The organism is Ruegeria sp. H4, from assembly GCF_056533065.1.
In genome coordinates this window covers 562,581-584,606 of the sequence record NZ_JBQFOC010000001.1, presented here as the reverse complement: position 1 = coordinate 584,606, position 22,026 = coordinate 562,581, and the positions used below count along the sequence as shown (strand labels likewise).

The 22,026-nt window shown below is 57.8% G+C and carries 18 protein-coding genes; 3 read left to right on the top strand and 15 right to left on the bottom strand.

The features are described 5' to 3' along the window. Window positions 1-145 precede the first annotated feature (145 nt). The 10 genes from ACR0KG_RS02890 to rpsL form a co-directional block, all read right to left on the bottom strand. Window positions 146-778: a hypothetical protein gene (locus ACR0KG_RS02890; protein WP_480826430.1), complete on the bottom strand. Its 633-nt coding sequence runs from the start codon at window positions 776-778 to the stop codon at window positions 146-148. Beyond that, on the bottom strand, window positions 775-1,071 hold the full coding sequence (locus tag ACR0KG_RS02885) for a 50S ribosomal protein L23 (protein ID WP_008757532.1): 297 nt from the start codon (window positions 1,069-1,071) through the stop codon (window positions 775-777). The genes ACR0KG_RS02890 and ACR0KG_RS02885 overlap by 4 nt, the downstream gene beginning before the upstream one ends. Next, window positions 1,068-1,685, bottom strand: coding sequence for a 50S ribosomal protein L4 (gene rplD, locus ACR0KG_RS02880; RefSeq protein ID WP_008756644.1), 618 nt, complete (start codon window positions 1,683-1,685; stop codon window positions 1,068-1,070). The genes ACR0KG_RS02885 and rplD overlap by 4 nt, the downstream gene beginning before the upstream one ends. Next, a complete protein-coding gene (rplC, locus tag ACR0KG_RS02875; protein ID WP_008758167.1) occupies window positions 1,682-2,407 on the bottom strand; it encodes a 50S ribosomal protein L3 in 726 nt (241 codons plus the stop codon). Before rplC ends, rplD begins: the two co-directional genes overlap by 4 nt. Window positions 2,408-2,425: 18 nt before the next feature. Next, on the bottom strand, window positions 2,426-2,740 hold the full coding sequence (gene rpsJ, locus ACR0KG_RS02870; RefSeq protein ID WP_008756422.1) for a 30S ribosomal protein S10: 315 nt from the start codon (window positions 2,738-2,740) through the stop codon (window positions 2,426-2,428). Window positions 2,741-3,119: 379 nt separating this feature from the next. Continuing rightward, a complete protein-coding gene (locus ACR0KG_RS02865; protein ID WP_170642065.1) occupies window positions 3,120-3,299 on the bottom strand; it encodes a hypothetical protein in 180 nt (59 codons plus the stop codon). 258 nt (window positions 3,300-3,557) lie between these two features. Next, window positions 3,558-4,733 carry an elongation factor Tu gene (gene tuf, locus ACR0KG_RS02860; protein WP_170531293.1) on the bottom strand — a complete coding sequence of 392 codons (1,176 nt, stop codon included), beginning with the start codon at window positions 4,731-4,733 and terminating at the stop codon, window positions 3,558-3,560. Between the two features lie 60 nt (window positions 4,734-4,793). Then, entirely contained in the window at window positions 4,794-6,911 is a 2,118-nt protein-coding gene (gene fusA / locus ACR0KG_RS02855; protein WP_480826429.1) for an elongation factor G, read from the bottom strand. An 18-nt stretch (window positions 6,912-6,929) separates the two neighbouring features. After that, window positions 6,930-7,400, bottom strand: coding sequence for a 30S ribosomal protein S7 (gene rpsG, locus ACR0KG_RS02850; RefSeq protein WP_039529242.1), 471 nt, complete (start codon window positions 7,398-7,400; stop codon window positions 6,930-6,932). A 15-nt stretch (window positions 7,401-7,415) separates the two neighbouring features. Then, window positions 7,416-7,787 carry a 30S ribosomal protein S12 gene (gene rpsL, locus ACR0KG_RS02845; protein WP_005621086.1) on the bottom strand — a complete coding sequence of 124 codons (372 nt, stop codon included), beginning with the start codon at window positions 7,785-7,787 and terminating at the stop codon, window positions 7,416-7,418. A gap of 370 nt (window positions 7,788-8,157) precedes the next feature. Between rpsL and ACR0KG_RS02840 the strand changes: the two genes are divergently transcribed. After that, window positions 8,158-8,973, top strand: a complete 816-nt coding sequence (locus ACR0KG_RS02840; RefSeq protein WP_480826428.1) for a putative rhamnosyl transferase — start codon at window positions 8,158-8,160, stop codon at window positions 8,971-8,973. A gap of 14 nt (window positions 8,974-8,987) precedes the next feature. Continuing rightward, window positions 8,988-9,794: a putative rhamnosyl transferase gene (locus ACR0KG_RS02835; RefSeq protein ID WP_480827322.1), complete on the top strand. Its 807-nt coding sequence runs from the start codon at window positions 8,988-8,990 to the stop codon at window positions 9,792-9,794. Here ACR0KG_RS02835 and ACR0KG_RS02830 read toward each other — a convergent pair. The 5 genes from ACR0KG_RS02830 to rplJ all read right to left on the bottom strand — a co-directional run bounded on the left by ACR0KG_RS02830 (window position 9,779) and on the right by rplJ (window position 20,632). Continuing rightward, entirely contained in the window at window positions 9,779-10,648 is an 870-nt protein-coding gene (locus ACR0KG_RS02830; protein ID WP_480550852.1) for a DMT family transporter, read from the bottom strand. The genes ACR0KG_RS02835 and ACR0KG_RS02830 overlap by 16 nt on opposite strands. A 329-nt stretch (window positions 10,649-10,977) precedes the next feature. Continuing rightward, window positions 10,978-15,219, bottom strand: a complete 4,242-nt coding sequence (gene rpoC / locus ACR0KG_RS02825) for a DNA-directed RNA polymerase subunit beta' (protein ID WP_480826427.1) — start codon at window positions 15,217-15,219, stop codon at window positions 10,978-10,980. Between the two features lie 50 nt (window positions 15,220-15,269). Continuing rightward, window positions 15,270-19,406: a DNA-directed RNA polymerase subunit beta gene (gene rpoB, locus ACR0KG_RS02820; RefSeq protein ID WP_480550848.1), complete on the bottom strand. Its 4,137-nt coding sequence runs from the start codon at window positions 19,404-19,406 to the stop codon at window positions 15,270-15,272. Window positions 19,407-19,656: 250 nt separating this feature from the next. Next, entirely contained in the window at window positions 19,657-20,034 is a 378-nt protein-coding gene (gene rplL, locus ACR0KG_RS02815) for a 50S ribosomal protein L7/L12 (RefSeq protein WP_353009219.1), read from the bottom strand. Between the two features lie 79 nt (window positions 20,035-20,113). After that, on the bottom strand, window positions 20,114-20,632 hold the full coding sequence (gene rplJ / locus ACR0KG_RS02810; RefSeq protein ID WP_170533156.1) for a 50S ribosomal protein L10: 519 nt from the start codon (window positions 20,630-20,632) through the stop codon (window positions 20,114-20,116). A 549-nt stretch (window positions 20,633-21,181) separates the two neighbouring features. Between rplJ and ACR0KG_RS02805 the strand changes: the two genes are divergently transcribed. Then, on the top strand, window positions 21,182-22,003 hold the full coding sequence (locus ACR0KG_RS02805) for a phosphotransferase (RefSeq protein WP_480826426.1): 822 nt from the start codon (window positions 21,182-21,184) through the stop codon (window positions 22,001-22,003). The last annotated feature ends 23 nt before the right edge of the window (window positions 22,004-22,026 follow it).

The following is a 22,026-nucleotide window of genomic DNA, read 5'->3' as shown; positions in this document are numbered from 1 at the left end:
CGCCAGCGACTGCCCGTCCCGGCGGGCTGGCGCTTTGGGGACATTTGCGCCTCGCTATGATTTCGGATGTAATTGGCACCATAAAGCGCACTGATCAGGCGTGACAGCGCCATCCCACAGGCAGTCGCTGGCGCGGCTTGTGCTCTTATCCGAGGGAGCGCCTGCGGCATAGCGGCTCAGACTCCACAGCGGTCCTCTGCTTGAGTTTGATATGGCCCAGCACCTCGCGAAATGCGCGGTGTTTGGGTTTGCCTTCCAGATAGTCCGCCAGTTTGAGCAGGTTGATCGGGTGCTTCGCGATCAACGCCTCGATCCGCTGCACGGCCTCGTCCAACTCATAGTGATCCACGTACTGACAGGCCACCTGCGTGGGCGTCAGCAGGCAGTAATCCTGCGGGCGTTTCTCAGTATAGCGCGCGATGTCGAAGGGCGACGCGCCGAGGGCGTGGAACTTGGGGATGTGCACCCGCATATCGGCCTCGGCGTGCTCCAACACCGTGCCCGAGGTCTGGCGAAACCCCAGCAGACCAAGCTTGCCCACTACATGCTTGCGCATCGCCGGAGAAATCATGTCCACATCCGCCCGGTCATATTTCAAATCATCAAAAACCGACAACAAACCCAGCTTTTCATCGGCGATCTGAAAATAAGGCTCAGCGCTGAACGCCCGCATTTGATCCAGAACCTGCGCACGCACCGCTTCAGGGTCCGAAACGAAATCGGCCCCGGCGGGTTGAACCGCCGAGGCCGTGAATGCTCGCAGTAAGCGTCGAATCAAAGACCGGTGCTCACGTCGATTGTGTTGCCCTCTTCCAGGGTCACATATGCTTTTTTGACGTCTTTCCGACGGCCCAGCTGGCCGCGGAACCGCTTGACTTTGCCTTTGGTCACGGTGGTGTTCACCGCTTTGACCTTCACACCAAACAGCGCCTCAACGGCCTCTTTGATCTGCGGCTTGTTGCTGTCGATCGCCACTTCAAAGACAACCGCGCCGTTTTCGGACGCCATGGTCGACTTTTCGGTGATGATCGGCTTGCGGATCACGTCGTAGTGTTCTGCCTTCGCGCTCATTTCAGACGAGCCTCCAGTGCTTCGACAGCCGCTTTGGTGAGCACCAGGGTGTCACGCTTGAGGATGTCATAGACGTTTGCGCCCATCGACGGCAGGATATCCAGGCCTTCGATGTTCTTGGACGCTTTCAGGAACCCTTCGTTCACGGTCGCGCCGTCGATGACCAGAGCGCGTTTCCAGCCCAGGTTTGCAACCTGTTTGGCCAGAGCGGCGGTCTTGCCTTCGGCTTCGGCGTTCTCGATCACAACCAGTTCACCTGCCTTGGCTTTAGCCGACAGAGCGTGGCGCAGGCCGAGCTTGCGGAACTTCTTGGGCAGGTCGTGGCCGTGCGAGCGCACGACGGGGCCTTTGTAGATACCACCACCACGGAAGATCGGCGCGTTGCGGTCACCATGGCGTGCGCCACCGGTGCCCTTCTGGCGATAGATCTTCTTGGTCGAGTAGCTGGTTTCCGAGCGGGTCTTCACCTTGTGGGTGCCGGCCTGCGCGTTGTTGCGCTGCCAACGGACCACACGGTGCAGGATGTCCGCGCGCGGCTCGAGACCGAACAGATCGGCGTTCAGCTCGATGTCGCCGGCTTTGCCGCCGTCCAGTTTGATTACATCAAGTTTCATGCTTCACCACCTTCCGCGGGAGCTTCTTCCGCAGGTGCTTCGGTTGCAGCCGATTTCACAGCAGCCGGGAAAGGCAGGCCTTCCGGTGCTTTCTTCTTCACGGCGTCCTTGACGGTGACCCAGCCCGATTTCGGTCCAGGAACGGCGCCTTTGATGAAGACCAGGTTCCGGTCGGCGTCGGTTTTGACAACTTCCAGGTTCTGAGTGGTAACACGGGCAGCACCCATGTGACCGGCCATCTTCTTGCCTTTGAACACTTTGCCCGGGTCCTGACACTGACCGGTCGAACCGTGCGAACGGTGGCTGATCGAAACACCGTGCGAGGCGCGCAGACCACCAAAGTTCCAACGCTTCATCGCACCGGCAAAGCCTTTGCCGATCGAGGTGCCCGAAACGTCAACCTTCTGACCTTCCAGGAAGTGTTCTGCCGAAATCTCGGCGCCCACATCAATCAGGCCATCTTCGGAGACGCGGAACTCGGCCAGCTTACGCTTGGGCTCAACCTTCGCAGCGGCATAGTGACCGCGCATGGCTTTCGAGGTGCGTTTTGCCTTGGCAGCACCGGCGCCCAGCTGAACGGCTGTGTAGCCGTCTTTGTCAGCAGTACGCTGTGCAACAACCTGCAGGTTGTCCAGGTGAAGAACGGTTACAGGGATCTGTTTGCCGTCTTCCATGAACAGGCGGGTCATGCCAACTTTTTTTGCGATAATACCAGAGCGCATAATCTATACCCTCCGATCTTACGACTGCAGCTTGATCTCGACGTCCACACCAGCTGCGAGGTCGAGCTTCATCAGCGCGTCAACGGTCTGGGGGGTCGGATCAACGATGTCCAAGAGACGCTTGTGCGTGCGGATCTCGAACTGGTCGCGGGATTTCTTGTCAACGTGAGGGCCACGGAGAACCGTGAACTTCTCAATCTTGTTCGGCAGCGGGATCGGGCCGCGCACGTTCGCGCCGGTCCGCTTGGCAGTGTTGACGATCTCTTGCGTGCTGGCATCCAGAACGCGATAGTCAAATGCCTTCAGCCGAATACGGATATTTTGGCTTTGCATATTAACAGCCTTTTATCAGGCGTTGAGGTTGAGAGGAGGACAGACGCGCATCGCCAACCCTCTTCGAACCCAAAAGGCGGGAATCACCCCGCCTTGACGTTCTTGTCGAGAACTCGCGCGTATTAGTGGGGTTGTTGGGGTTTGGCAAGGGGTTTGTTGGCTTTGTCCCACCTCAAAGAGCGACACGACCCAGTACCAAAAACTAATCTTCAGGACCAACTTCGCAACAAGAATGCGCTAAAGAACTATGGGCGAGGTGTACAGCCTACACGCGACAATTGAGCATTCAGAGAAAACCGACTTGGTCTGGAAGGTTTTCACCCCACGCTACAGTGAATACGCTGGTTGACGACACAGGTTCTGGACGTGCTTTAGCGCTTCAGATTCTGTTAGGCTGCTCGGCAAGCCGGACGTCAAACCGCTTACGCTCGCGGCTAAACTCACTGATATCACAGTCGACTTCCTGGTCGTCGTCACTAAGGATCGCAGCACGCATGTCCTCCAGATCCTTGCTGTGAAGGATTTGCGTTCCATAGTTCAAGAATTCAAAACCTAACATGATTTCCTCCTGATTGCGTCAACGGATCGGCCTGAGTACGCCCCGCTTTTTGTTTCAGATCACATGTGGGTTTCCTGTCTTTGGGTGAGGTGGAGTTTGGATTAAGAAACCTCAATCCGTTTTGCCCTTAACGACAGCGAACTTTCCAAGCGTCATCTCGGTTCGAACACGTTTAGGCCCACCTCGGAACCGTATTGCTCAAACGAAAAAGGGCGTCCCGAGGGACGCCCTTTCCGTCTGATCATTCGCTTGCGCGAGTTATTCAGTGATTTTCGACACAACGCCGGCGCCGACGGTGCGGCCGCCTTCGCGGATCGCGAAGCGCAGGCCCTGCTCCATCGCGATCGGTGCGATCAGCTCAACGCCGAACGACACGTTGTCGCCAGGCATGACCATCTCGGTGCCTTCCGCCAGGGTCACGGTGCCGGTCACGTCAGTTGTACGGAAGTAGAACTGCGGACGGTAGTTCGCGAAGAACGGGGTGTGACGACCGCCTTCTTCCTTGGTCAGGATATAGGCTTCAGCTTCGAACTTGGTGTGCGGTGTAACCGAACCCGGCTTACACAGAACCTGGCCACGCTCAACGCCGTCACGGTCAACACCACGCAGCAGGGCACCGATGTTGTCGCCTGCTTCACCGCGGTCCAGCAGCTTGCGGAACATTTCAACGCCGGTGCAGGTGGTTTTAGAAGTGTCACGGATGCCGACGATTTCAATCTCGTCGCCAACATTGATCACGCCACGCTCAACACGACCGGTCACAACGGTACCACGGCCCGAAATCGAGAACACGTCTTCGATCGGCATCAGGAACGGCTGGTCAACAGCACGCTCGGGGGTGTCGATATACTCATCAACAGCCGCCATCAGTTCCTTGATTTTCTCTTCGCCGATTTCCGGGTTGTTGCCTTCCATCGCGGCCAGAGCCGAACCTGCGATGATCGGAATATCGTCGCCGGGGTATTCATACGAAGACAGCAGCTCGCGGATTTCCATTTCCACCAGTTCCAGCAGCTCTTCGTCGTCAACCTGGTCCACTTTGTTCATGAACACGACCATCTTCGGGATGCCAACCTGGCGGCCCAGCAGGATGTGCTCACGCGTCTGCGGCATCGGGCCGTCAGCGGCGTTCACAACCAGGATCGCACCGTCCATCTGGGCAGCACCGGTGATCATGTTCTTGACGTAGTCGGCGTGGCCGGGGCAGTCGACATGCGCATAGTGGCGGTTGTCGGTCTCGTATTCCACGTGGGCGGTCGAGATGGTGATGCCGCGCGCTTTCTCTTCCGGCGCACCGTCAATCTGGTCATACGCTTTGAAGTCACCGAAATACTTGGTGATTGCTGCGGTCAGCGTCGTCTTGCCGTGGTCAACGTGGCCAATCGTGCCGATGTTGACGTGCGGTTTTGTACGCTCAAACTTTTCCTTTGCCATGATGGCCTCCTTTTTCGGTAATGAAGGGAGCCCCTGACCGGAGCTCCCTCAAATCTTCGCTTATGCGTATTTCGCCTGGATCTCGTCCGAGATGTTCTGCGGAACCGGATCGTAGTGGTCGAACTGCATGGTGAACTGGGCACGGCCCGACGACATCGAACGCAGAGTGTTGATGTAGCCGAACATGTTCGCCAGCGGAACGAACGCGTCGATCGCGATCGCGTTGCCGCGCGGTTCCTGACCAGACACCTGGCCACGACGCGAGGTCAGATCGCCGATGATACCGCCGGTGTATTCTTCCGGGGTGATCACTTCGACCTTCATGATCGGTTCCAGCAGTTTCGCGCCAGCTTTGCGCATGCCTTCACGCATACACATACGGGCCGCGATTTCGAACGCCAGAACGCTCGAGTCAACGTCGTGGAACTTACCGTCCAGCAGGGCAACCTTGAAGTCGATCACAGGGAAGCCAGCCAGCGGGCCGCTATCCATGACCGAGTTGATGCCTTTTTCAACACCTGGGATGTATTCCTTCGGAACGGCACCACCAACGATGCGGCTTTCGAACGAATACCCTTCGCCCGGCTCGGTCGGCTGGATTTCCAGCTTAACTTCGCCGAATTGACCCGAACCACCCGACTGTTTCTTGTGGGTGTAGGTGTGCTCGACCGGCATCGAGATGGTTTCGCGATAGGCCACCTGCGGTGCACCAATGTTCGCTTCAACCTTGAACTCACGCTTCAGACGGTCAACCAGGATGTCCAGGTGAAGTTCGCCCATGCCCTTCATGATGGTCTGACCCGATTCCAGGTCAGTTTCCACGCGGAAGGACGGGTCTTCAGCGGCCAGACGGGCCAGACCCTGGGACATCTTCTCTTGGTCGCCCTTGGTTTTGGGCTCCACCGCGATCTCGATCACCGGATCGGGGAAGGTCATGGTTTCCAGAACCACAGGCTCTTTCGCATCACACAGGGTGTCACCGGTGGTGGTGTCTTTCAGACCCGCCAGCGCGATGATGTCGCCTGCAAACGCTTCTTCGATCTCTTCCCGGTTGTTCGAGTGCATCATCATCATACGACCGATGCGCTCTTTCTTGCCTTTGGTCGAGTTCAGGATCGAGTCACCCTTGTTCATGGTGCCTGAGTAGATCCGGGTGAAGGTCAGCGAGCCAACGAAGGGGTCGTTCATGATTTTGAACGCCAGACCCGAGAAGGCCATGTTGTCATCGGCACGACGGGCGATGTCACGAACTTCGTCCTCGTCGCCAGGCTTAAAGCCCATGTAATCAACAACGTCCAGCGGGCTGGGCAGATAGTCGATCACAGCGTTGAGCAGCGGCTGAACGCCTTTGTTCTTGAACGCCGAACCACCCAGAACCGGAACGAACGCGATGTCCAAGGTGCCTTTGCGCAGCAGGGCGCGCAGGGTCTCAACGTCGGGCTCATTGCCTTCCAGGTATTCCATCATCGCGTCGTCGTCCATTTCGACGGCCGCTTCGATCATCTTGCCACGCCATTCGTCAGCCATGTCTTTCAGGCTGTCGCGGATCGGAGCTTTGATCCAGCTTGCGCCCAGATCTTCGCCCTGCCACAGCCACTCTTCCATGGTGACCAGGTCGATCAGACCTTCCAACTCGGACTCGGCGCCGATCGGAATACCAACCGGAACAGCGCGTGCGCCGGTGCGGTCTTCGATCATGCGAACGCAGTTGAAGAAGTCTGCGCCGATCTTGTCCATCTTGTTGACGAAAACCATACGCGGAACCTTGTAACGATCAGCCTGACGCCACACGGTTTCGGTCTGGGGTTCAACACCGGCGTTTGCGTCCAGAACGCAGACGGCACCGTCGAGAACCGCCAGCGAGCGTTCGACTTCGATGGTGAAGTCAACGTGGCCGGGGGTGTCGATGATGTTCAGGCGGTGCTTGGGGGTATCGGCGGTCTGACCGTCTTCGGTGCGTTCCCAGAAGGTGGTGGTCGCAGCCGAAGTGATGGTGATGCCGCGTTCCTGCTCCTGCTCCATCCAGTCCATGGTGGCTGCACCATCGTGCACCTCACCGATGTTGTGGGATTTACCAGTGTAATACAGGATACGCTCCGAGCAGGTGGTCTTACCTGCGTCGATGTGCGCCATGATACCGAAGTTACGGTATAGTTCTAGCGGATATTCGCGTGCCATTTTTGATAAGCCTCTGAATTACCAACGGTAGTGGCTGAAGGCTTTGTTCGCCTCGGCCATCTTGTGGGTGTCTTCGCGCTTCTTCACGGCGGTACCGCGGGACTGTACAGCGTCCAGCAGCTCACCGGCGAGGCGTTCTTCCATGGTGTTTTCGTTACGGCCACGGGCAGCAGTGATCAGCCAGCGGATGGCCAGTGCTTCGCGGCGCTCGGGGCGGACTTCGACCGGAACCTGATAGGTCGCACCACCAACCCGGCGCGAGCGAACCTCGACCGACGGTTTGATGTTGTCGAGCGCTTCGTGGAACACTTCGACAGGGGCGCGCTTGATCTTGTTCTCAACGCGGTCAAAGGCGTTGTAAACGATGCGCTCTGCGACCGACTTCTTGCCGTCGATCATCAGGTTGTTCATGAATTTGGTCAGTACCTTGTCGCCAAATTTGGCGTCAGGCAGGACTTCGCGTTTTTCGGCGGCGTGACGACGTGACATATCAGCCTCTCCTTCTTACTTGGGACGCTTCGCGCCGTATTTCGAACGGCGTTGCTTACGGTCTTTGACGCCCTGAGTATCCAGAACACCGCGCAGGATGTGGTAACGCACACCGGGAAGGTCTTTCACACGGCCGCCACGGATCAGAACAACCGAGTGTTCCTGCAGGTTGTGGCTTTCACCGGGGATGTACGAGATCACCTCGAACCCGTTGGTCAGGCGCACCTTGGCAACCTTACGCATAGCCGAGTTCGGTTTCTTCGGTGTGGTGGTGTACACGCGGGTGCAGACGCCGCGTTTCTGCGGGCACTGCTCCAGGTGCATGGACTTCGAGCGTTTTACTTTGGGCTGCCGCGGCTTGCGGATCAGCTGTTGAATAGTTGGCATTCCGGTTTCTTCCCCGTTTTGCAACACACATGACATGCACGCGGGTTGCGTGCGGTTAAATTTGCTGCACTCATGCGTCCACAAGCGCAAAATCCGCGAGCGTTCCCATTCCGAGGTGAACGTCGCGGTTGGTTATCAGAGGGCGCGAACGGCAAAATTGTCCGGGCCTTGACCAGTTCATTACTGAAATCGGTTTTGGGGCGGCCCCCGGTACCGAGATGACGCGCGTAATAGGGGGAGTCGGGGCAAGTGTCAACAGCCCGGCATTTACAGGGTAGTCCCCACCAGCTCGTACCCTGCGCGTCTTTCGGTTGCCGCGAGTCTAAAGCAACGCCATAGTGGCCGGAAGAGCGAAAATAACAGGTTCTCAATGCAAGTCATCGGACTGTGCCGTTTCTCGTTTCCGGCCTTGGGCAGCTTTCAGATCGAACATGAAACGATCGAAGAGCGGCGGCACCATCTGTACAATCCAGACCGGCTGGAAGAACGGTTCCGCCTGTTCGAATCCTCGACCCTGCCGTGTTTCCGCGAACAGACGGATGAGGATTTTGTGCTTCTGATCGTGACAGGCGACTGTCTGCCCAAACAGGCGCGCGACCGGCTGCATGATCTGACAGCAGATGTGAAACAGGTTCAGATTATTTCCAAGCCTGCCGATAGCGGGTTGAAGACGCGGCAAGTGATGCGTGAGGTCCTGAACAAGGCCCGCACAGACCCGGATCAGCCCTGCATTCAGTTCCGGCATGATGATGACGATGCCGTATCCGTTGATCTGGTTGAACGCCTGCGCATCGCCATCCACGAAGGCCGCGGCCTGGTCCAAACTCATTCAACTGTTGCCGTGGATTTTTGCCAAGGGTTTCTGGCGCGTTGTGATGCAGATGGTATTCAAGCCGCGCGTGTTTTTATCAATCAATTGGGCGTCGGACTGGGTATGTATGTTGCTGGCGGCTGCGACAAAGCAATCATTAGCTATACCCATAACAAGATCGGGCGGTCGATGCCCGTGATCTCATACGGGGACGCGCCGATGTGGGTGCGGACGCTGCATGGATTTAATGACTCTCCTCACGCCCGCAAGAACAAGGTCGACCTGCAGCCTCTGACCCCCGAGATGGAAGGTGAGTTTATCGCCCGCTACGCCATTGATCAGGAGGTCGTGCGCAAGGTGCATGGCGCAGCATGACGCGCCCGACCTCCATGCCGGTCATTGGCCTGTGCCGGTTTTCCTACCCCGCCATTGGTGGTTTTCAGGTCCAGCATGAGACAACCGAGGATCGGCGGCGCTACCTCTATGCTCCTGCACGTCTTGAAGAGAGGTTTCGTTTGTTCGAAGCCTCGACCCTGCCCTGTTTCCGAAACCAAACGGATCAAGAGTTTCAACTGCTGATCCTGATCGGGGACTGCCTGCCCAAACCCGCCCATGATCGTCTGCGTGATCTGACCGCTGGAATGTCGCAAGTGCGGATCATACAAAAACCCCCTGCCCGACACCGGCGTTTGATGAAAGAGCTTCTAAACAACGCCCGCACCGACCCGAACCAAGCGTGCCTGCAATTTCGCCATGACGACGATGATGCCGTCTCGGTAGATTTTGTGGAGCGTCTGCGCCAAGCCGCTCAGGATTGCGCCGGTTTGATGCAAACTCATGAGACTGTGGGGATCGACTTCAATTGCGGGTATCTTGCGCGCATGAGTGCGGATGGCGTGCAGGCCGCAATGGTGCATCGGCCTCTGGTCACTGCTGGCTTGGGTATGTATGTGCGCGGTCGAAGCTCTGCCACCATCATGAGCTATACCCATAACCGGCTGGGTCGCATCATGTCGGTCGTCAGCTATCCGGACGCTCCAATGTGGGTGCGCAGCCTGAACGGGTTCAACGATTCACCTGCCACACGCAATGCGCAGATCGAATTGAAACCTTTGGACACGGCCCACGAAGCAGAGTTTCGCACCCGCTTTGCCATCGACATACAGACCGTGCGGCGCGTTCACACCTCGGGCTGACGCGCACGCGTCCGAAACAGCGTAAACAGGCCCGAGCCAACCACAAGCATCGCACCCATCATGGTAATCGCATCCGGCCAGTCCCCAAAGACCAGCCAGCCCAACCCAAGCGCCCACAGTAAACCGGTATAACGAAACGGCGCGACGAATCCGACCTCACCGACCCGCATCACCATGACACTGCACAAATAGGCAACCAGAACGAAAATTGAAGCCGAAACAACCAATCCACCCGTGGCGACAGAGACCGGCACCCATCCTTCAAAGATCGATACAATCGCGGCCGTCGCCGTGATCGAGAATGACGTCGCAAGCGTAACGACCATCGAAGGCACCTCGGCCGACATTCGGCGCGTAATTAGGTCTCGCGCAGTGACCGAAAGCACCGCAACCAACGCATAGATCGCGTAAAGGTCAAACCCCTCGGGGCCGGGCCGAACGATCAGCAGCATCCCGGCAAACCCCATCGCAATCGCCACCATGCGCCGCCAGCCGATTGCTTCGTGAAAGAACAACGCGGCCCCAAGCGTTACCGTGAGGGGCAAGACCTGCAAAACCGCCGTCACATTCGCCAAAGGCATATGTTTCAACGCAGTCAAAAAGAAGAAGGTTGCTGACAGCTCCGCCACACAGCGCAGGGCAATCAACCATCTGTCATGCCGTGGAAATCGTAGATGAAACGCGCCCAGATGCCGGGCCAACAGATAGACAAGCGACGTCGCCAACAATCCACGTAAGGCAATCAACTGAAACAGCGGCAGATCCTGCAAGGCGACCTTCACCAGCGTGTCATTGATGGTAAAGGCCATCATGCTGCCCATCATCAGCAGCGCGCCTTTCAGGTTCGGGGTCATGAAAAACTGTCCAGTCTCGATTCAATCTCGCTATTGGCTCAGCAGCCCGAAAAAATGTCAATTCCCAGCAATATCTTGGAGGGTACCCAGGTCCTTTTCAAAGATGTCTGGAAGGCCTCCAAGCCAGTCCTTGAGCCGGCATTCCTAATTTCAAAGACCAGTGCATTGGGCCAAGGGCTACACGAGCGAGCACTGGCGTTGAACAATTTGTTTTCGATATCTTTGCTGTATTGCCCCCTTAAACCTGCAAAGTGCCGAACGCTCATCGCATGAAAACAAAAAAGGCCCCGCGAAACTGCGGGGCCCCTCCTATTCGTAAACTGCAAGCCTTACTCGCGGCTTTCCGGGGTTTCCACCAGAACGTCCAACTCGTCGCCCACCATGTCGTCGTCGAAGGTCGGAGCTGCCAGGGCAGCGGCGGCTTCGGCCTCTTCCCGGCGGGCTTCGATCACGACGTTGTCGCGCGATTGCGCCACCTGACGCACGGCCTGAGTTGCCCCACCTGTACCGGCGGGGATCAGACGACCGACGATGACGTTCTCTTTCAGGCCAACCAGCTTGTCCTTCTTGCCCTGCACGGACGCTTCGGTCAGCACGCGGGTGGTTTCCTGGAACGACGCCGCCGAGATGAACGAACGCGTTTGCAGCGAGGCTTTGGTGATCCCCAGAAGGATCGGCTCGCCCTGTGCCGGACGACCACCGCGGGCGATGGTCTTCTCGTTGGCCGCGTCGAACTCCTGCTTGTCCACATGCTCGCCTTTCAGCAGGGTGGTGTCGCCTGAATCCAGGATCTCCCACTTCTGCAGCATCTGGCGCACGATGACCTCGATGTGCTTGTCGTTGATCTTCACGCCCTGCAAACGATAGACGTCCTGCACCTCGTCAATCATGTAATCCGCCAGCGCTTCGACACCCATGATGGACAGGATGTCATGCGGAGCCGGGTTGCCGTCCATCAGGTATTCACCCTTCTGGATGAAGTCCCCTTCGGCGACCGGGATGTGCTTGCCCTTGGGCACCATGTACTCGATGGTCTCCATGGACTCGTCCGCCGGTTCGATGCTGATGCGGCGCTTGTTCTTGTAGTCGCGGCCAAAGCGCACGTAACCATCGGCTTCTGCGATGATCGCGTGATCTTTCGGACGACGCGCTTCGAACAGTTCGGCCACACGCGGCAGACCACCGGTGATGTCCTTGGTCTTGGCACCTTCACGCGGGATACGCGCGACAACGTCACCGGCTTCGACGGTTTGACCGTCTTCAACCGACAGGATCGCATCCACCGACATCGGATAGTGAACCGGGTTGCCCGCATCGTTGCGGACTGGCTCGCCATCTTCACCGACCAGAATGATCTCGGGCTTGAGGTCGCTGCCTTTGGGGGCCGCGCGCCAGTCGATCACGATCTTCTGGGTCATACCAGTTGCGTCGTCGGTCTCGTCACGGACAGCAAGGCCCGAAACAAGGTCGACATATTTCGCGGTACCGGCTTTCTCGGCGATGATCGGCAGAGTGTAGGGATCCCATTCGAACAGCTTGTCGCCACGGGCAACCTTGGTGCCGTCCTTGACGAACAGCTTCGAGCCGTAGCCCAGCTTGTGGTTGGCACGCTCTTCGCCGTGTTCGTCCTTGATCACCAGCTTCATGTTTCGGCCCATGACCAGGCTTTCGCCTGCGGCATTGACCAGAATCTGCGGGTTCTCGAAGGAAACGACACCGTCCTGGCTGGCTTCCTGGAACGACTGCTGACCACCTTGCGCAACACCACCAATGTGGAAGGTCCGCATGGTCAGCTGTGTACCGGGTTCACCGATCGACTGCGCGGCGATGATGCCGACAGCTTCACCTGTGTTCACCATGGTACCGCGGGCTAGGTCACGACCGTAGCAGGTTGCACAGACGCCTTCCTCGGACTCACAGGTCAGAGGCGAGCGGATGCGCATCGACGCAACACCGGCTTCGTCGATGGTGTCCGCCATACGTTCGTCGATCAGCTGACCTGCAGCCACGATCACCTCATCGGTGCCCGGACGCAGAACATCATCAGCCGCGACACGACCCAGCACCCGCTCAGCCAGCGAGGCGACAACCTCACCGTCGTTCACGGCTGCTTCGGCAGTGATCGCACGCTCGGTGCCACAGTCGATCTCACGAACGATACAGTCTTGTGCCACGTCCACCAGACGACGGGTCAGGTAACCCGAGTTCGCCGTTTTCAGAGCGGTATCCGACAGACCCTTACGAGCACCGTGGGTCGAGTTGAAGTACTCGAGAACGGTCAGACCTTCTTTAAAGTTCGAGATGATCGGCGTCTCGATGATGTCACCGTTCGGCTTGGCCATCAGGCCGCGCATGCCGCCCAGCTGTTTCATCTGAGTGACCGAGCCACGCGCACCGGAGTGGGCCATCATGTAGACCGAGTTTGGTTCCTGTTCGGAGCCGTCCTCGGCCCGATCTGACGAAGAGATCGTGCTCATCATCGCATCAGTGACGCGGTCGTTACACTTCGACCAGGCATCGACAACTTTGTTGTACTTTTCGCCCTGAGTGATCAGGCCGTCCATGTACTGCTGTTCAAAGTCTTTCACCTGACCGCGGGTGTCATCAACGATGCCCCACTTGTCGTCCGGAATGACCATGTCGTCCTTACCGAACGAGATGCCCGCCTTGAACGCTTCTTTGAAGCCCATCGACATGATCTGGTCACAGAAAATGACTGACTCTTTCTGACCGCAGTAGCGGTAGACGGTGTCGATCACCTGCTGCACTTCTTTCTTCCGCAGCAGGCGGTTGACCAACTCGAACGGCGCTTTGTTGTTCATCGGCAGCAAGGCACCCAGACGCAGACGGCCCGGAGTGGTTTCATACCGCTTTTGAACTTCGTTGCCTTCGTCGTCGATCTGCGTGATCCGCGCAGTGATTTTCGAGTGCAGGTGCACCTCACCGGCGTCCAGCGCGTGCTGAACTTCTTCGATCGACCCAAAGACCTTGCCTTCGCCCGGCATGCCTTCGCGTTCCAGGGTCACATAGTAGAGACCCAGGATCATATCCTGCGACGGAACGATAATCGGCGCGCCGTTTGCAGGCGACAGCACGTTATTGGTCGACATCATCAGAACACGCGCTTCCAGCTGGGCCTCAAGGCTCAGCGGGACGTGAACGGCCATCTGGTCCCCGTCGAAGTCGGCGTTAAAGGCCGAACAGACCAGCGGGTGCAGCTGGATGGCTTTACCTTCGATCAGGACCGGCTCGAACGCCTGAATGCCAAGACGGTGCAGCGTCGGCGCACGGTTCAGCATGACAGGATGTTCGCGGATCACCTCGTCGAGGATATCCCACACTTCGGGACGCTCTTTTTCGACCAGTTTCTTCGCCTGTTTCACGGTCGAAGACAGACCCTTGGCTTCAAGGCGCGAATAGATGAACGGCTTGAACAGCTCCAGCGCCATCTTCTTGGGCAAGCCACACTGGTGCAGCTTGAGTTCCGGACCAGTCACAATGACCGAACGGCCCGAGAAGTCGACGCGCTTACCCAGAAGGTTCTGACGGAAGCGACCCTGTTTCCCTTTCAGCATGTCCGACAGCGATTTAAGCGGGCGCTTGTTAGCGCCGGTGATCACGCGGCCACGACGGCCGTTGTCGAACAGAGCATCCACGGATTCCTGCAGCATCCGCTTTTCGTTGCGGACGATGATGTCAGGCGCGCGCAGCTCGATCAGACGCTTCAGACGGTTGTTCCGGTTGATGACGCGGCGATACAGATCGTTCAGATCCGAGGTCGCGAAACGGCCACCATCCAGCGGAACCAGCGGACGCAGTTCCGGCGGAATGACCGGGATCACGGTCATCACCATCCATTCGGGCCGGTTGCCCGACTCGAGGAAGGATTCAACAACCTTCAGACGCTTGATGATCTTCTTGGGCTTCAGCTCGCCGGTTGCTTCGGCCAGATCAGCGCGCAGCTGCTCGGCTTCGGCTTCCAGATCGATCTGGGCAAGCATCTCACGGATGGCTTCGGCACCGATATTCGCGGTGAACGCGTCCATGCCATAGGCATCCTGAGCGTCCATGTACTCTTCTTCGGTCAGCATCTGGCCATAGGTCAGGTCGGTCAGACCCGGCTCGATGACGACATAGTTTTCAAAGTACAGAACGCGTTCCAGATCGCGCAGCGTCATGTCCAGCATCAGACCGATCCGGGACGGCAGCGATTTCAGGAACCAGATATGCGCAACGGGCGCGGCCAGTTCGATGTGGCCCATACGCTCACGGCGAACTTTCTGCAGAGTGACTTCCACACCGCATTTCTCGCAGACAACGCCGCGATACTTCATCCGCTTATATTTGCCGCACAGACATTCGTAATCTTTGATCGGGCCAAAGATACGAGCGCAGAACAGACCGTCACGTTCGGGCTTGAACGTCCGGTAGTTGATGGTTTCGGGTTTCTTGATCTCGCCATAGGACCAAGACAGAATCCGCTCGGGCGACGCCAGCGAGACCTTGATCTCGTCGAAGACCTTCGGGGGCGTCAGCGGGTTAAACGGGTTGTTGGTGATTTCCTGGTTCATTTGTTACCTCAAATCTTGCGGAAGGGGGGACGGGAGAAAGGGCAGCGCCCTCACTCCTCAACCTCCGCATCCAGGAGTTCCATATTCAGGCCGAGGCCACGGACTTCTTTAACCAGAACGTTGAACGATTCCGGTACGCCCGCTTCAAAGTTATCCTCGCCCTTGACGATCGACTCATAGACCTTGGTCCGGCCGGCGACGTCATCCGATTTCACCGTCAGCATCTCCTGCAGGGTGTAGGCGGCGCCATAAGCTTCCAGAGCCCAGACTTCCATCTCACCAAAGCGCTGACCACCGAACTGCGCCTTACCGCCCAGCGGCTGCTGGGTCACCAGGCTGTACGGCCCGGTCGAACGCGCGTGGATTTTGTCGTCCACCAGGTGGTGCAGTTTCAGCAGGTACTTGATGCCCACGGTCACCGGACGCGCGAATTGCTCACCGGTACGACCGTCGAACAGAACCGACTGACCGCTTTCCGAGAAGCCTGCACGCACCAGCGCGTCGTTGACGTCCGCCTCTTTGGCGCCGTCGAAGACCGGGGTTGCGATCGGAACACCGCGGGTCACGTTGCCCGCAGCCTCGATCAGGCCATCCTCGTCCAGACCGGTGATGCCTTCTTCGTAGACATTCTCACCGTAAGCCAGCTTCATCGCTTCGCGCACCGGGGTCAGGTCGCCAGAGCGGCGGTATTCACCCAGAGCGTCATCGATGTTCAGACCCAGACCGCGCGCGGCCCAACCCATATGGGTTTCAAGGATCTGACCAACGTTCATACGCGAAGGCACACCCAGCGGGTTCAGACAGAAGTCGACCGGAGTACCATCGGCCAGGAACGGCATGTCTTCCATCGGAACAACCTTGGAGATCACACCTTTGTTCCCGTGACGACCGGCCATCTTGTCGCCCGGCTGCAGCTTGCGCTTCACGGCGATGAAGACTTTGACCATCTTCATCACACCCGGCGGCAGGTCGTCGCCACGGCGGACCTTTTCGACCTTGTCTTCAAAACGGGCGTCCAGAGCACGCTTTTGCACTTCGTACTGCTCGTTCAGAGCTTCGACGATCTGTGCGTCCTGCTCACCTTCCAGCGCCAGCTGCCACCACTGTCCACGGGTCAGGGTTTCCAGCAGGTCCTCGGTGATCACCGACCCTGCCTTGACGCCTTTCGGGCCTTTCACAGCGGTTTTACCCAGGATCAGGCCCTGTAGACGCGCATAGATGTTGCGGTCAAGGATTGCCAGCTCGTCGTCCCGGTCACGGGCCAGACGTTCAACTTCCTCACGCTCGATCTGCAGCGCACGTTCGTCTTTCTCGACGCCGTGACGGTTGAAGACGCGGACCTCAACGACCGTACCGTAGTCGCCCGGCTTCACGCGCAGCGAGGTGTCGCGCACGTCAGATGCTTTCTCACCAAAGATGGCGCGCAGCAGCTTTTCTTCCGGGGTCATCGGGCTTTCGCCCTTCGGAGTGATCTTGCCGACCAGAATATCGCCCGGCTCAACATCCGCACCGATGTAAACGATGCCCGCCTCGTCGAGGTTGCGCAGCGCTTCTTCACCAACGTTCGGGATGTCGCGGGTGATCTCTTCCGGGCCCAGCTTGGTATCACGGGCGGCGACTTCAAACTCCTCGATATGGACCGAAGTAAAGACGTCATCACGCGCGATACGTTCCGAAATCAGGATCGAGTCTTCGTAGTTGTAACCGTTCCACGGCATGAACGCGACAACCACGTTCTTACCCAGGGCCAGTTCACCCATATCAGTCGACGGACCGTCGGCAATGACCTCGCCCTTCTGGACGGTGTCACCCACCTTGATCAGCGGACGCTGGTTGATGCAGGTGTTCTGGTTCGAACGCTGGAACTTGCGCAGACGATAGATGTCAACGCCAGCGTCGCCCAGTTCCAGATCTTCGGTGGCGCGGATAACGATACGCTGGGCATCGACCTGGTCGATGATACCGGCGCGTTTCGCCTGAATCGCAGCACCCGAGTCGATCGCAACCTTTTCCTCGATCCCGGTACCGACCAGCGGTGCCTCGGCCCGCAGCAGCGGAACCGCCTGACGTTGCATGTTCGAGCCCATCAGAGCGCGGTTGGCGTCGTCATTTTCAAGGAACGGGATCAGCGATGCAGCGACCGATACCAGCTGTTTCGGGCTTACGTCGATCAGGTCCACATTCTCGCGCGGGGCGAGGGTGTAGTCACCGGCCTGACGGGTCGACACCAGATCGTTGATGAACTTGCCATCCGCATCCAGCGTCGCGTTCGCCTGCGCCACAGTGTGACGCATTTCCTCGGTCGCGGACATGTAATGAACCTCATCGGTCACCTCGGCGTCTTTGACGACGCGATACGGTGTTTCGATGAAGCCATACTTGTTCACGCGGGCAAAGGTGGCCAGCGAGTTGATCAGACCGATGTTCGGACCTTCAGGCGTTTCAATCGGGCACATCCGGCCATAGTGGGTCGGGTGTACGTCGCGCACCTCAAAGCCCGCACGTTCGCGCGTCAGACCACCGGGGCCAAGCGCCGAGAGACGGCGTTTGTGGGTGACCTCGGACAGCGGGTTGGTCTGGTCCATGAACTGCGACAGCTGCGACGAGCCGAAGAATTCGCGAACAGCAGCTGCAGCCGGTTTCGCGTTGATCAGATCCTGAGGCATCACGGTGTCGATCTCGACCGACGACATACGCTCTTTGATCGCGCGCTCCATGCGCAGCAGGCCAACACGGTACTGGTTTTCCATCAGTTCGCCGACCGAACGCACACGACGGTTGCCGAGGTGGTCGATATCGTCCACGTCGCCTTTGCCGTCACGCAGTTCAACCAGCGCTTTGATGCAGGCCACGATATCCTCGCGGCGCAGGGTGCGCAGGGTATCCGGCGCGTCCAGAGCCAGACGCATGTTCATTTTCACGCGTCCAACGGCGGACAGGTCATACCGCTCGCTGTCGAAGAACAGGGTGTCGAACAGAGCCGACGCAGCTTCGACGGTGGGCGGCTCACCCGGACGCATGACGCGGTAGATGTCCATGAGCGCGGTTTCGCGGCTCATGTTCTTGTCCTGAGCCATGGTGTTGCGCATGTAGGGGCCAACATTGACGTTGTCGATGTCCAGAACCGGAATGTCAGTGACGCCCGCGTCGATAAGCTCTTTCGCGGTGCCGCCGATCAGATCGCCGTCTTTGTCATATTCCAGCGTCAGCTCATCACCGGCTTCGACATAGATCGCACCGGTTTCTTCGTTGATGATGTCCTTGGCGACATACTTGCCGACGATGTTGTCGAAGGGCACCAACAGGTTGGTGACGCTGCCTTCGTCGATCAGTTTCTTGACCGCGCGCGGGGTGACTTTCTTGCCTGCTTCGGCAATCACTTCACCGGATTTCGCGTCGACCAGATCATAGGTTGGGCGGGTACCGCGTACGCGCTCGGGGAAGAATGGCGTGACCCAGCCTTTCTTCTTGTCCAGCTTGTAGGACACGGTGTTGTAGTAAGCATCCATGATCGCTTCCTGATCCAGACCCAGCGCATAGAGCAGGGTTGTCACAGGCAGTTTGCGACGACGGTCGATACGGGCGAATACGATGTCTTTGGCGTCGAACTCAAAGTCCAGCCAGCTGCCGCGATACGGGATGATGCGGCATGCAAACAACAACTTGCCCGAGGAATGGGTTTTACCTTTGTCGTGATCAAAGAACACACCGGGCGAACGGTGCATCTGAGACACGATCACACGCTCGGTGCCGTTCACGATGAACGTCCCGTTCGGCGTCATCAGGGGCATATCGCCCATGAACACGTCCTGTTCCTTGATGTCTTTGACCGATTTCGCGCCAGTGTCCTCGTCGACATCAAACACGATCAGACGCAGAGTGACCTTTAGCGGCGCGCTGTAGGTCATGTCGCGCTGCATGCACTCTTCGACGTCGTATTTGGGTTTTTCCAGATCGTATTTCACAAACTCCAGAACGGAGGTTTCGTTGAAATCCTTGATCGGGAAAACCGACTGAAACACGCCTTTGATGCCTTCGCCGTCTGTGGGCTGTTCAGCATCACCGGAGCGCAGGAAAAGATCATAAGAAGATTTCTGCACCTCAATGAGGTTCGGCATTTCCAAAACTTCACGGATTTTGCCGTAATATTTACGAAGACGTTTCTGGCCAAGGAACGTTTGAGCCATGTCAGATGTCACCTTTCGATGTTCTCAGCGGGCAAAGACACCGTCGGGCCCCGGCATCTTGCACAATCGAGACAACACGTCCGGATCAATTCGTGGCCACCGTCCCGAAGGCGGCCTCCCGATCCGAAAACCGTGTCTTAGAAAACACCCCACATCCTGAGGTCCTTTCTAAGACAGGTTCGGCTGGACCCGGATTTCTCCGGACCCAGCCAAATTTCCAGGCACATCAGTGATGTGCCAGCGGACTGACTTAGGCCAGTTCGACCTCGGCGCCAGCTGCTTCCAGCTTGCCTTTGATCTCTTCGGCTTCGGCTTTGTCCACGCCTTCTTTGATCTTGCCGCCAGCTTCGACCAGCTCTTTGGCTTCTTTCAGGCCCAGACCGGTGATGCCGCGAACTTCTTTGATCACGTTGATTTTCGAAGCGCCGGCGTTCTTCAGAACGACGTCGAATTCGGTTTTTTCTTCCTCAGCTGCACCGCCGGCATCGCCAGCTGCGCCTGCGACCATGACGGCGCCGCCAGCTGCGGGCTCGATGCCGTACTCGTCTTTGAGGATGGTTTTCAGTTCTTGTGCTTCCAGCAGGGTCAGACCCACGATGCTTTCTGCGAGTGCTTTCAGATCAGCCATTGTATCAGCTCTTTCCGTTTACAGTGTGTGTTCCAACGTCAGGGAGTTTTCCCTACGCAGATCATTCAGTGCCAACCGCTTACGCAGCTTCCGCCTTCTCTTCGATGGTGGAAAGGATGCTTGCGATGTTGCTTGCAGGTGCGCCAATTGCGCCGGCGATGTTCGAAGCAGGCGCGCCAAGCATACCAGCGATCGTAGCAATAAGCTCTTCACGCGACGGCATTTTCGACACGGCTGTAACACCAGCCCGGTCCAGAGCGTTCTCACCCATCGCACCGCCAAGAATTTCGAACTTTTGGTTCTCTTTGGCGTAGTCCTCGGCCACTTTGGCTGCTGCCACAGGGTCCTCGGAATAGGTCAGAACGGTCATCCCTGTCAGCAGGTCGGCCATGTTTTCACACGGCTTACCCTCAAGGGCGATTTTGGCGAGCCTGTTCTTGGCAACACGCACGGAACCACCCGCGTCACGAGCACGTGCGCGAAGGTCCTGCATCTCGGCAACTGTCAGACCGGCGTAATGGGCAACCACTACGACGCCAGAGCTTTCGAAGATTTGGCCGAGTTCCTCGACCACTTTCTCTTTCTGGGCTCTATCCACAGTTCTCTCCAAGTTAGGGGCGATACCTCACCCCGGCTCATATTTGCCGCGGGCAAGCCCCCGGCGTTCAGGTCCGTTGTTACGGGATTGGCCAAAATGCGCCCGAGGGTGGGACCCTCAGAATTCTTTGGTCTTACCCGTCTCAGGCAGGAAATTAAGGGATCAGATGACACCACCCACCGTCTTGGACGAAACGAAAGAAAGCGCACGACGAATCGCACGCTTTGTTCCGCAGGTCTACTTAGGGCAGACGCGCCCAGTTTCCAAGAGGTAAATTGCACGTCCGCGCAATCAATCGCGCCTATCGTTAGCCTCTGCCACCTAAGCTAGAACCATTGACACAGGACTGACGCTCTTGTCTTGTCGGACGCGCCGACCACGCTCAGACAAACAGCACATAAACGCCAGACGATGCCGACACTCACGATTTCCGAATACGACATGGCATCGGGCTTCGCCAGTGAGTTTGCTCGACACCAACTAAACGACCGCATCACTGGCTTGGAATGCGTCTATCGCTCTCACGGGTTTCCAGGGTCCCGGCTAGTAATGAAGGTGGAAACACCGGGTCAGGACTTTGCCCTAAAGATTGATACGGTCTCACCTGAATCGGGGCGTCTGGGCAGAGAGTTCGAAACACTCAACCGGGTCTTCGACCATTTCAAAGGACACGAATCCGGCCGCGTCGTGCGGCCTGTTTTTTTAGCCCCCGGCGGCGCCTACATGGTGACTGAGTATATAGACCGACCCACCGCCGTCGATGTGATCTATAACAGCGACGATGACAAACAGGTTGCGCAGGTCTATCGCCGGGCCGGTGCCTGGCTGCATCATCTCCACAGCCTGCAGAACCCAGTTCAATACGCGTTCCGGCCCCGCTGGATGACCGACAACATCCGCGAATTGTCGACCTTGGTCCCGGATCATATCACTCCAATCAGCCAACCCATGGTCGACACGTTTCTGACCGAGGCCGCACGGCTGCGAAACCGGCCCGATCTGCGGGTGTTTTCGCACGGGGATTTCCACGGGCTCAATCTGATCATGGGTCAGGGCACCACCATCGGCCTCGACTTCACCGAAGCGCGCGACAAGCTGGCCGTCTACGACATCGTCGATTTTGTTAAAGCCGACATCTTTCGCAGCGCCACTCTGCAGGAGGTCGATCGGAGCGGTATGCTCAAGACCAACAAACAGATGTTCTTCAAACTCTACCGCCACCCAATCGATATCGAGATCCTGGATTGCTGCCTGCGTGGCCGCCTACTTAAGGACTGGCTACGCCTCTGGCGGCCAGACTTCATTTGCAGCCAGTTTGAAGAGCGCAAGCGCGACCTGTTAGAAGCTCGCCTGAAACAGATATTCCTGTAGCAGACAAAAAAACCCGGGCAGTT